Source organism: Mycobacterium sp. P7213 (assembly GCF_900604305.1).
GTDB lineage: Bacteria > Actinomycetota > Actinomycetes > Mycobacteriales > Mycobacteriaceae > Mycobacterium.
Genome location: NZ_UWOA01000034.1, coordinates 39719 through 50997, shown reverse-complemented (window position 1 = coordinate 50997; position 11279 = coordinate 39719). Strand labels below are relative to the sequence as shown.

Genomic DNA, 11279 nt, shown 5'->3' with positions numbered 1-11279 from the left:
CGGTGATCGCGCTGGCGCTGGCCGGGTTGATCGGGGCCGAACTGATCGCCCGCCGTATCGGCGACAGCAAGGTGGCCAAGGCGACCGAGTGCGTGGTGAACGACAAGGCCAGTGCCTCGTTCGGGGTGACGCCACCGTTCCTGTGGCAGCACATCACCGGCAACTACACCAACATCTCCATCCACACCGCGGGCAACCAGGTCAAAGACGCCAAACAGATGACGGCCGACCTGAGCATCTCCGATGTCGATCTGCACGGCACCGGCGACTCGCGTGGCACTATCGGTTCGCTGCAGGCGACGCTGACCTGGCCGTCAGCCGGGATCAAAGAGACCGTTCAGAACATGGTGCCGATTCTGGGCAACCTGGTCTCAGACCTCAAGACCAATGCGCAGGACGGCACCGTCGAACTGCGCGGTGCGTTCGGTCTGGCCACCGTTGTGGTCAAGCCCGCAGTCGTCAACGGGGGCCTGTCCCTGCAGGTGCAGAAGCTGACCGGCCTGGGCACTCTGACCCTGCCGCGAGAGTCCCTGCAGCCCGAGTTGGACCGGTTCGCCTCGGAGTTGACCAAGCGTTATCCGCTCGGTCTGCGCGCCGACAGCATCGAGGTCACCGATACCGGTGTGGTGGCGCGGTTCTCCACCAGCAACGCCTCCATTCCACGGTCGGATGACCCCTGCTTCGCTCATCTGTAACCTTGCACAATGAGCGCACCCGGACCCACCCATCGGTTTTCCGGCCTGCCGGCGATCATGCTGGCCCTGACCGCGGTGCTCGCAATAGCACTGGTCGGGATGCTCGGCGGTGAGCTTTACGCGCGCCACCGGGCGAACACCTTGGTCGCCGAAGCCGTCAAATGCGAGGCGCAGGACAGTGCCACCGTGTCCTTCGGGACCACTCCCCCGGTACTGGCGCAGTACTTCAACGATGAGTACTCCCACATCTCGGTCAAGACCGCGGGCAATCAGATCCGGCAGGCCAAGGGCATGCGCCTCGATCTGGACATCCGCAACGTCCGGCTGAACCAGGACGCTGGTGCCTCGGACTCCAAGGGCACTATCGGGTCACTGGACGGCACCATCACCTGGCCGGCCGAGGGCATCAAGGAGTCCATCCAAGAAGTCGTCCCGGTGATCGGCAGCATCGTCACCGGCAGTGTCACCGCCGATCCCGACGCCGGCACCGTGCAGCTCAAGGGCCTGCTCAACAAGGCGACGGTCAAACCGCAGCTGGTGAACAACGGGTTGTCGCTGCAGGTGACCGAGCTGGAACTGCTGGGCCGTGATCTGGACCGCGACAGTGTGCAGCGCAATCTCGACGAGCTCACCGCGAAGGTGACCGACGACCTTCCGCTGGGCATCCACCTCGACAGTGTGGAAGTCACCGATTCCGGTGTGGTGGTTAAGTTCTCAACCCAGAATGCCGCCATCCAGCAGGGGACCTCGTCGAGTCACTGCTTCGACTCGCTGTAAGGCGTCAGACCCGGACCAGCCGGAAGTACCCGTACAGATAAGCGGCCGGGTGTGCCGCTCCCGACACCCCAGCGGGGTTGAACCCGGCGACCAGGATCAGGTCGTCGTTGAACCAACCCCGAAGCCCGCCGCTGTGTCCGTACACGCTGTATTCGACGGCGAAGTCGCTCGAGAAGCCGTCCGCCGTCAGCTCATAGCCGGAGGGCGCGAGGCAGGGCCCAACGAAGTGCCGCAACGCATCCCAGACCAGCGGGGCACCGGAAGCGAGAAACCGCTCCTCAGCGACCCGGTAGCCGGGTTGTATGCCGTCGGCGAATTGCCGTAGCTGCTGCTCGGCTCCGGCGTGATCGGGCACCGACGTGACGGGGACATCAGTGCTCTGGGCATACGCCCGAATGTCCCCCAGCGCGGGTGGTGCAGCGCTTCGGTATTGCCAGAAGACATATCCGGCAAGGGCTATGACGAGCCCCATCACCACTGCTGCGCTTATTGCCATCGCCTTGCTTGCCTTCATCCGAGTGAACCGATGTTGACGCCCGACATCGGATGCGTGCCGAGGGGGCCGGGCAGCCCGGACCCGATAAGGTCGCCGAGCCGAACGGTGACCAGCGCATCGGGGGTGTCGATCGGCGTGCCGGTATTGTTCTCCCAGGGATTGCGCAGCGTCACCATGGCGTCACTGCCGGTACCGCTGATGCCTTCGACCACATACACATGACTTTGCGTCAAGGGTGCTCCTTCCGGAGAAGTTGAGATCGTCACCGGCTGATGATTGGTCAGGGCCCCGGAAATCGCTTGGTCGATATGCTGATTGGTGAACCAGACGCTCTGCGGGTTGATCACGGTGCCGCGATTGCCGGTCAGCGCCTCCATCGCGTCCTTGGCATAGCCGCCCTGCCCGATCCCCACTTCGTTGCCAAGGGCATCGGCGAGATCCGTTCCCGGGTATTTGAGTTTCGCGTACGCCGACTCCAGCACCGCCGGCCACAGCGCGGCGTCGGGGCGGCCATTGTCGAGCCAACTTGCGCCGTTGTGTTTGATGTCGGTGTCGATGTCGTCCTGCGTGACGTCCACGTGTTTCCACGCATGCCCGTCCCAGAGGGTGACATCGAAATTGCCTGTGCCGTCGTCGAAATGAATGCGATCTTTGATCCACTGCGGGTTGGCGTTGGCGATGGCCCCCATGGTGGCATCCAGATAGCAGTCCCCGACGCTGTCCTGTTTCACGTCTGCGGCGGTCGGATCATGCGGGTAGAGATCGTTGTCGGTCCACCGGCGCTCGCCGGCGCCCGCGCCGATCGCGGGAGACAGGGGCGCGCCGACGCCCATCGGATACCGCAGCGACTGCAGCATCCCCGTCCTGCTGGTGCTGTCAGTGGAGACCTCGCCGACCACCCGGTGGATCCCCCTGGCCTTGGCGGCAAGGAACGCCTGGAACTGCCGAGCGCCGGCCGGGGTGTCGAGGCCGAGCAGGCCTTGCCGGGCAACGACGTCGCTGATCTCGCCCTCAATGGCATCAAGGCGCCCGCGGCCCCACGCCACCTTTCGACATGCCCCCCGCAGCGCCTCGGCGAACGCGCGGTCCACCTCGGCGGCCGTCGCGAGGCGCTGCACCAAATCCTGCTCGCGCGCACGCGCGGCGTCGGCGAATGCACCACGCACATCGGGCATAGCCGCAAAGGCTATCGGCGGTCTGCGGACTTGGGTAGTCACCCAGGCGGGCTACCCCAATCCGTCGAGCACCCCGCGGGTGCCGGACAGCCCCAATCGCGTCGCTCCTGCCTCGAGCATGGCCAGCGCATCCTCCGCACTGCGGATACCGCCGCTGGCTTTGACTCCCAGCCGGCCATCGACCGTGGCGGCCATCAGCGCCACCGCGTGCACACTCGCGCCGCCGGATGGGTGAAATCCGGTGGAGGTCTTGACGAAGTCGGCGCCGGCATCTTCAGCGGCCCGGCAGACAGCGATCAGGGCGGCGTCGCCGGCGAACTCCAGCAGCGCGGCGGATTCGACGATCACCTTGAGCACCACCTGGGGTACCGCGGCCCGCACGGTGGCGATGTCGGCGCCCACCGCGGCGAAATCACCGGCCAGTGCCGCGCCGACGTCGATGACCATGTCGATCTCGGCCGCCCCGTCGGCGGCGGCCAGTGCCGCCTCCTGTGCTTTGACCACCGACAGATGCTTGCCGGACGGGAAGCCCGCGACCGCCGCGATCGGGACGCCGGAGGGGTTGGCCTCAGCCGCAATCGCCACCATCGACGGCGATACGCACACCGCGGCCACACCGAGTTCGGCGGCTTCGGCGACGACGGCCACCACCTGCTGCGCGGTGGCTTCAGGTTTGAGCAGCGTGTGATCGACCAGTCGCGCCACCTGGTCACGGCCCCAGCGGCCGGCGGCAGTCACGGACATCAGAAGGCCTCCTCGGCGGCGCCGGGATTGCACCCGGATTCGAGCATGGTCACGCCGTCGACGACGGGGCGCCACGGCTCAAGGTTCCAGCTGGTCTTGCCGGGTCGGGCGAACTCGGCGTAGCTCCAGTGGCAGAGGAATTGGTCGCGCATGCCGGGCGTATCGGCCTCGGGGGTGCTGGCGAGCACCTCGCGCCAAGCCTGTTCCCCCGCCCCGTCGGTGTCGAGCCGCAGCGCCGCCGCCCGCGCGGAGGGGGTCGGGTACACCCGCAGACTCGACTGGCCGTCGTAGCTGACCCACTCGGTGTGGTCGACATAGCCGGACAACGTGGTGTCAGCGGTGGCCGGCGCCGCGCCCAACACCGCGGCTGTGGCACCCGAGGCCGCAAGGACGAACGCACGCAGCATGGGGCTAGCGGGACTTGCCTTGGACCTCAAGGAGTCGGGGCCGCACGTCCACCAGGTAGACCCCTGCCGCGCAGGCCGCGATCGCCATCCCCATCACCTGCAACAGCAATGCCAGCAGCCCGCACACCCCGAGGATCACCAGCCAGACCGGCTTGGTGAGCTTGTCAGCGGCGGGGTAGGCGTCGGAGCGTTGCATCGCGGCGTGCACAAAGGCGTACACCGACGTCGCGAAGACAGCTATCTGCAAAACGCCAAGGACGGTACCCACCAGGTTCGCAGCGATCACGCTGCAAGCCTAGGCGGGCACCGTCCCGGGCGTCGAACTGCGACTACTTCTGGGTGACCTTCTTGGCCGGAGCCTTCTTGGCGGCGGCCTTCTTGGCCGGAGCCTTCTTGGCAGCCGGAGCAGCCTTCTTGGCAGCCGGAGCCTTCTTGGCGGGGGCCGGCGCCGGCTCGTCCTTCTTGGGCAGCTCGATGCCGACCAGCTTGGCGGCGCGCTCGCCGACCTCACGGGTCTGCGACGCGACGTTGCCCAGCACCTCCTGGGTCAACTCGACGGCCTGGTCGACATAGCCCTCCACCTGCGCCGAGGCGTCGTCCAGACCGGACTGGCTGCGCAGCCGCACCAGGGCGGCCTCACCGCGCGCCACCAGGTCGTTGTACCGCTCGCTGGCCGCCTCCACGTAGCCCTCGGCGGCCTTGCGCAGCTCCTCGCTGGTGAAGCGCTCCCGCAGCTCGGCGAGCTGCTCGGGCAGTTCCTCCTGCAGCTTGTTCAGGCGAGCGCGGCTCTCCTCAACCCGGGTGCTGGCGTCCTCGCGCGCTTCGCCGGCGCGATCGCGCAGGTTGGCGACGAGGTCGTTCACGGTGGCCAGCGCCAGGTCGGCGGCGCCGAGCGCGGCGAGCAGCGGGGCCTTCAGTTCATCGATGGTCGGGTTCTCGGCCATGTCGGGTTCCTTTCAGGTTGAAATCGTGCGTAGGTAATTCGGTCAGGAGAACGACAGAGGATCAGTCAGGTGGCATCTCCTCACCGTCGGCTTCGTTCTGCTGGACGAAAGACGTGTAGATGTCGAGCAGAACCTGCTTTTGCCGTTCCGTGATCGCTGCATCGGCAATTACGGCGTCACGGACCTCGCTCTTCACGCTCGGCTCCAAAATTCCCGCCCGGATGTAGAGCACCTCGGCGGAAACCCTGAGGGCCTTGGCGATCTGGTTGAGGACGTCAGCGGAAGGTTTACGCAGTCCACGTTCGATCTGACTCAGATACGGGTTGCTGACGCCGGCCTTGTCGGCCAGCTGACGCATGGACACCTGCGCGGCTTCGCGCTGGGACCGGATGAAGCTACCGATATCCGCCGCTGCCGTGGAGACCACCGCGGCGAGCTTGTCATCCTGCGACACCGGTGACCCCTTTCGTGGACTTGCGATTGCTGGCACGTGCCACGATACGGCCTAGTGCTAACTTTTGCAAGCACTTGCTAGCGCAGGTCAGAACATAAGTTGAGCTATGGCGTAGATCGCCAGGCCGGCCAGCGAGCCGACTACCGTGCCGTTGATCCGGATGAACTGCAAGTCACGCCCGACGTGCAGTTCGATTCGCCGGCTCGCTTCGGCGGCATCCCAGCGCTCGATGGTCTCGGTGATGATTGCGGTGATCTCCACCCCGTAGCGACCCACCAGATGCTGGGCTCCCCGCACGATCCAGTTGTCGACCTTGTCGCGCAGTTCGGCCTTGTCACGCAACGATTCTCCGACCTGGACCACGGTCGCGGCCACCCGCGTCCGCAGCGCGCTGGACGGGTCGTCGACGCCTTCGAGCACCAGTCGCTTGAGCGTCCGCCAGGCCGTCTCCGCAGCCTTGGCGACTTCCTCGCGGGCCATCAGCTGCTCTTTGACCGCGTCGGCCTTCGCGATGGTCGCTTGGTCGTGCTGCAGATCATCGGCGAATTCGAACAGGAATCGGGTCGCGCTGCGCCGCAGTTCGTGATCAGGATTACGTCGCACCTTGTCGGTGAAATCCATCAGTTCACGGTGGATGCGGTCGCCGACCAGGTGGTCGACGAATCGCGGCGACCAGGTCGGCGAGTCACGCTCGACGACCCGCTGGATGACTTCGCCGGCATTGAGCGACCACTGGAAGGCCCGGTCGGCCAACAGCTGGATCAGCGCCTCCTGCCGGTTCTCTGCCAGCAGGGAACCCAGCACCCGGCCGACCGGCGGGCCCCAGTGCGGCTCGGCGATGCGTTGCACGATCATCCGGTCGATCAAATCCTGGACATCGTCGTCGCGCAGCATCTCGATCAGGACCCGCAGCACGGTCGAGGTTTCGGCGGCCACCCGCTCGGCATGCGTCGGCTCCGACAGCCATTTGCCCACCCGGCCGGCGATCTGCGCGTCGCGCAGCTTGGTCTCGATCACCGGCGGTGACAGGAAGTTCTCCCGCACGAAAGTGCCCAGCCCCTCCCCGAGCTGGTCTTTCTTGCGCTTGATGATCGCGGTGTGCGGGATGGGTATTCCCAGCGGATGCTTGAACAGTGCGGTGACCGCAAACCAGTCCGCAAGCGCGCCGACCATGCCGGCCTCGGCGGCGGCGCCGACGTAACCCACCCAGAGGGGAGCTGTACCGCCAGCCTGCGCCCACCGACACAGCAGGAAGACCACAGTGGCGCCGAGCAGGAAGCTCAGCGCCACCACTTTCATCCGGCGCAGATCACGCAATCGGACCGCGTCCGCGTCCGGATCAGCGCCCGCGAACGACTCCGCCAACGACTGCACGGTTCGCGCGGCGCCCGGCCAACTCGACTGGTTCTCTGGATGCACCACACCACCATCATCCGCCAACTACGCGGCTGGGCATATGCGGCAGTTTCAACTTCGCCTCACCTCCGGCGAGCCTCGCCAAACCGCCGGGTATATGCGGCAGCTCCAGGTTCGCCTCGCCTCCGGCGAGCCTCGCCAAACCGCCGGTAACTGTTACCGGACCACAGAGTTTGCTGCACCAGCCCGTATTATCTATTGCGTCTAGGGAATGGGAATCCGCGATAGTGGCAGAGCAGCTCCAAGCCGGCACCGCCAAGACAGACGGTCGTAAGCGGCGTTGGCACCAGCACAAGGTCGACCGCCGCAACGACCTCATCGACGGAACGATCGAGGCGATCCGGCGCCGCGGCCGCTATGTGAGCATGGACGAGATCGCCGCAGAGATCGGCGTGTCCAAGACGGTCCTGTACCGGTATTTCGTCGACAAGAACGACCTCACCACCGCGGTGATGATGCGCTTCGCGCAGACCACCTTGATCCCGAACATGGCGTCGGCGTTGTCGGCGAACCTGGACGGATTCGACCTGGTTCGCGAGATCATCCGGGTATACGTGCAGACCGTCGCCAACGAACCCGAGCCCTACCGGTTCGTGATGGCCAACAGCTCGGCCAGCAAGAGCAAGGTGATCGCCGACTCCGAGCGCATCATCGCCAGGATGCTCGCGGTAATGCTGCGCCGCCGCATGAACGCGGTCGGGATGGACACCCGCGGGGTGGAGCCGTGGGCGTACATGACCGTCGGCGGAGTGCAGCTGGCCACTCACTCGTGGCTGCTGGACCCGCGGATGAGCGCCGACGACCTGATCGACTACCTGACGATGATGACCTGGAACGCGCTGTGCGGGATCGTCGAGGTGGGCGGATCGCTGGAAAAGTTCAACGCCGGGCCGCACCCGTCACCGATATTGCCGTGGCGGCGGGCGGCCAGCGTGCAGGCGCGCACCGCCGACGCATCGGCGCGGTCCGCGCACTGACCTGGCCTCCCCCATCGGACACTGCCGATTACCAGGGAAATCCCTGTATCTCTCGACGGCGCAATCTCCTACCGTCGCAAACGGGACGTCAGAACCGACCTGTTGTGACGCGCAGTCCCATCGACGGAAGGCAGGTGCCTCACCATGGCCACAACGGGCTACCGGCAGGCCGCCAAGACGTTCGTGTCGGCGCTGATCGCTGCCGGAGCATTCCTCAGCGGTGCGTCACTGGCCGGCGCGGACGACCCGGATCAGCCKGGCGGGCAAGGGCAGGACGCCTGCGCAAGCGGCGACCAAAGCCAGCAACCGCAGGATCCGCAGGCATGCGGTGCCGGTATCGCCAATCGCGCCATTGGCGAGGCGCAGAAAGCCGCCGACCAGGCAGCGCGCGCCGCCGGCCAGAACGGTCAGAACACCCCGCCCGGGGACCGTCCGCCGCAGGACCTGATCACCAGCACGAAGTGCGTCGTCTTCAACGGGGCCCCAACCCTGATACCGCCGGAGGGCTTGTCCCGCACCGCAACGCCGTTCGACTCTCCCATGGAGGGCAAGCCGTGCTGGTTCGTCTTCGGCGTGACCCCCACGCACTAGCGGATCAGTAGGTGTAGAAGCCCCGGCCGGACTTCTTGCCCAGCTGGCCGGCCTCGACCATGCGCAGCAGCAGCGGCGGCGCGGCGTAGAGCGGCTCCTTGAACTCCTCGTACATCTTGTCCGCGATCAGCTTCAGCGTGTCCAGGCCGACCAGGTCGGACAGCCGCAGCGGGCCCATCGGGTGCGACAGGCCGGCGACGATCGCCTTGTCGATGTCCTCGACGGTGGCAAAACCCGACTCGAGCATGCGCACCGCCGACAGCAGGTAGGGCACCAGCAGGGCGTTCACCACGAAGCCGGAGCGGTCCGAGCAGCGCACCACCTGTTTGCCCAGAACCGCACTGGCGAAGTCCTCGGTGCGGTCCGCGGCGGCGGGGTCGGTGACCAGCGTGCTGACCAGCTCGACCAGCGGCAGCACCGGAACCGGGTTGAAGAAGTGCAGGCCCAACACCCGCTGCGGGTTCTGCGTGGCAGCGGCGATCTTCATGATCGGGATGGACGAGGTGTTCGACGCGAGCACGGCGTCGGGGTCGGTGATCACCCGGTCCAGCTCGGCGAAGATCTTCGACTTGACCGTGTCGTCTTCGATGACGGCCTCGATGACCAGCTGACGGTCCGCCAAGTCACCGAGGTCGGTGGTGAAGGTCAGGTTGCCGACGGCGTCATCGCGCTCACGCTCGGTGATCTTGCCGGCGCTCACGCCGCGCTCCAGCGACTTGACGATTCGGTTGCGGCCCGCGGTGACCAGTGCGTCGGTGGTCTCGAAGATCTTCACCTCGACGCCGGCACGCGCCGACACCTCGGCGATTCCGGCGCCCATCTGCCCGGCTCCGATAACACCTACACGTTGGATCGACACGATCTCCCTTTCAGTCAACAGCAGCAACAGGCCCCGCCCAGGCTGGCTGGACGGGGCCTGCGCTGTCAACTCCCCCGCGGTGCAATCCGACTTCCACCGCGGGAAATCTCTTCCCCGGCGCGAGCGTGCGTGTCTGTACGTCGACACGCCGTGTCAGGGCGTACAGCTGCGCACGCTCGCGGCAAGTAAGTGGCCTAGTGGAACTGGCCCTCTTCAGTGGAACCGGCCAGCGCCGTGGTCGACGAGGTCGGGTCCACGGTGGTGGCGATCCGGTCGAAGTAGCCGGCACCGACCTCGCGCTGGTGCTTGGTCGCGGTGTAGCCGCGCTCCTCGGCGGCGAACTCGCGCTCCTGCAACTCGACATAGGCGCTCATCTGCTTGCGGGCGTAGCCGTGGGCCAGATCGAACATCGAGTAGTTCAGGGCGTGGAAGCCGGCCAGCGTGATGAACTGGAACTTGAAGCCCATGGCGCCCAGCTCGTTCTGGAACTTCGCGATGGTCGCGTCGTCCAGGTGCTGCTTCCAGTTGAACGACGGCGAGCAGTTGTAGGCCAGCATCTGGTCCGGGAACTCCGACTTGACGCCCTCAGCGAACTTGCGGGCCAGCTCCAGGTCCGGGGTACCGGTCTCCATCCAGATCAGGTCGGCGTAGGGCGCGTAGGCCTTGGCACGCGCGATGCACGGCTCCAGACCGTTCTTGGTGTAGTAGAAGCCCTCCGCGGTCCGCTCACCGGTGATGAACGGCCGGTCGCGCTCGTCGACGTCGGAGGTGATCAGCGTGGCGGCCTCGGCGTCGGTCCGGGCGATCACCACGGTCGGCACGTCGGCGACGTCAGCGGCCAGACGAGCCGAGGTCAGGGTGCGGATGTGCTGCTGGGTGGGGATCAGCACCTTGCCGCCGAGGTGGCCACACTTCTTCTCCGAGGCCAGCTGGTCCTCCCAGTGCGAACCCGCGACACCGGCGGCGATCATCGCCTTCTGCAGCTCGTAGACATTGAGCGCGCCACCGAAGCCGGCCTCGCCGTCGGCCACGATCGGGGCCAGCCAGTTGTCCACCGAGGTGTCGCCCTCGACCTTGGCGATCTCGTCGGCACGCAGCAGCGCGTTGTTGATCCGGCGCACCACCTGCGGCACCGAGTTGGCGGGGTAGAGGCTCTGGTCGGGGTAGGTGTGGCCGGACAGGTTGGCGTCCCCGGCGACCTGCCACCCGGACAGGTAGATGGCCTTCAGGCCGGCCCGAACCTGCTGGACGGCCATGTTGCCGGTCAGCGCGCCCAGGGCGTTGATGTAGTCCAGGTCGTGCAGCTGCTCCCACAGCACCTCGGCGCCACGACGGGCCAGGGTGTGCTCCTCGACGACATGGCCCTGGAGCGCGACGACATCCTCCGCGGAGTAGGTGCGGGTGACACCCTTCCACCGCGGGTTGTGGTCCCAGTCGTGCTGGATCTGCTCGGGGCTCTTCGGCGTGCCAACGGTCGACATAGGATGTGCTCCTTTGCGTTCTCGATCGGTCGGGGTCGCCGGAGCCGAGAATTGCTTCTCGGCTTTGCTAACACCCCGATCAATTCACTGGTGTGTTAACGCGACCTTGGCACAGGACATCTGCCCTGGTCCAGCCGTTTCCCTTGCCAATTTCCGCCATGCATCACGGCCAAATTGCAAAGTTTGCGAAGAACCATCGGGAAAGCCCGTCACGAAATCCGCCGGAAAGCTACCGGCCGGTAACATATCCGCACAGGTCAACG

The 11279-nt window shown here is 66.2% G+C and carries 14 protein-coding genes; 4 read left to right on the top strand and 10 right to left on the bottom strand.

Features of this window, described 5'->3' with window-relative positions; translation table 11 throughout:
- Nucleotides 1-695: LmeA family phospholipid-binding protein (locus EJK91_RS14360; RefSeq protein WP_164517971.1), on the top strand; the 695-nt coding region annotated here is incomplete at its 5' end.
- A gap of 9 nt (nucleotides 696-704) precedes the next feature.
- On the top strand, nucleotides 705-1472 hold the full coding sequence (locus EJK91_RS14355) for an LmeA family phospholipid-binding protein (protein WP_125079261.1): 768 nt from the start codon (nucleotides 705-707) through the stop codon (nucleotides 1470-1472).
- Between the two features lie 4 nt (nucleotides 1473-1476).
- On the opposite strand, the gene EJK91_RS14350 is transcribed toward EJK91_RS14355, so the two are convergent.
- From EJK91_RS14350 to EJK91_RS14315, 8 genes are all read right to left on the bottom strand, one after another.
- Complete coding sequence (locus tag EJK91_RS14350; RefSeq protein ID WP_125079260.1) at nucleotides 1477-1986, bottom strand: hypothetical protein; 510 nt, start codon at nucleotides 1984-1986, stop codon at nucleotides 1477-1479.
- Complete coding sequence (locus EJK91_RS14345) at nucleotides 1983-3143, bottom strand: DUF4226 domain-containing protein (RefSeq protein WP_125079259.1); 1161 nt, start codon at nucleotides 3141-3143, stop codon at nucleotides 1983-1985. The genes EJK91_RS14350 and EJK91_RS14345 overlap by 4 nt, the downstream gene beginning before the upstream one ends.
- A 51-nt stretch (nucleotides 3144-3194) precedes the next feature.
- Nucleotides 3195-3887 carry a deoxyribose-phosphate aldolase gene (gene deoC, locus EJK91_RS14340; RefSeq protein WP_024443433.1) on the bottom strand — a complete coding sequence of 231 codons (693 nt, stop codon included), beginning with the start codon at nucleotides 3885-3887 and terminating at the stop codon, nucleotides 3195-3197.
- Entirely contained in the window at nucleotides 3887-4294 is a 408-nt protein-coding gene (locus EJK91_RS14335; RefSeq protein ID WP_036458442.1) for a DUF2599 domain-containing protein, read from the bottom strand. The genes deoC and EJK91_RS14335 overlap by 1 nt, the downstream gene beginning before the upstream one ends.
- A gap of 4 nt (nucleotides 4295-4298) precedes the next feature.
- Entirely contained in the window at nucleotides 4299-4562 is a 264-nt protein-coding gene (locus EJK91_RS14330; protein ID WP_192830924.1) for a DUF2516 family protein, read from the bottom strand.
- Between the two features lie 61 nt (nucleotides 4563-4623).
- On the bottom strand, nucleotides 4624-5238 hold the full coding sequence (locus EJK91_RS14325) for a hypothetical protein (protein ID WP_024443430.1): 615 nt from the start codon (nucleotides 5236-5238) through the stop codon (nucleotides 4624-4626).
- A gap of 61 nt (nucleotides 5239-5299) precedes the next feature.
- Entirely contained in the window at nucleotides 5300-5692 is a 393-nt protein-coding gene (locus EJK91_RS14320) for a helix-turn-helix domain-containing protein (RefSeq protein WP_125079258.1), read from the bottom strand.
- An 87-nt stretch (nucleotides 5693-5779) separates the two neighbouring features.
- Nucleotides 5780-7132, bottom strand: coding sequence for a DUF445 domain-containing protein (locus tag EJK91_RS14315; RefSeq protein ID WP_206430420.1), 1353 nt, complete (start codon nucleotides 7130-7132; stop codon nucleotides 5780-5782).
- 203 nt (nucleotides 7133-7335) lie between these two features.
- On the opposite strand from EJK91_RS14315, the gene EJK91_RS14310 reads away from it, so the two are divergent.
- Entirely contained in the window at nucleotides 7336-8085 is a 750-nt protein-coding gene (locus EJK91_RS14310) for a TetR/AcrR family transcriptional regulator (protein ID WP_046300670.1), read from the top strand.
- Between the two features lie 144 nt (nucleotides 8086-8229).
- Nucleotides 8230-8676, top strand: a complete 447-nt coding sequence (locus EJK91_RS14305) for a hypothetical protein (protein WP_125079257.1) — start codon at nucleotides 8230-8232, stop codon at nucleotides 8674-8676.
- A 4-nt stretch (nucleotides 8677-8680) separates the two neighbouring features.
- On the opposite strand, the gene EJK91_RS14300 is transcribed toward EJK91_RS14305, so the two are convergent.
- Both EJK91_RS14300 and aceA read right to left on the bottom strand, forming a co-directional pair.
- Nucleotides 8681-9535 carry a 3-hydroxybutyryl-CoA dehydrogenase gene (locus EJK91_RS14300; protein WP_125079256.1) on the bottom strand — a complete coding sequence of 285 codons (855 nt, stop codon included), beginning with the start codon at nucleotides 9533-9535 and terminating at the stop codon, nucleotides 8681-8683.
- A 194-nt stretch (nucleotides 9536-9729) separates the two neighbouring features.
- Nucleotides 9730-11016: an isocitrate lyase gene (gene aceA / locus EJK91_RS14295; protein ID WP_024443424.1), complete on the bottom strand. Its 1287-nt coding sequence runs from the start codon at nucleotides 11014-11016 to the stop codon at nucleotides 9730-9732.
- Between the last annotated feature and the right edge of the window lie 263 nt (nucleotides 11017-11279).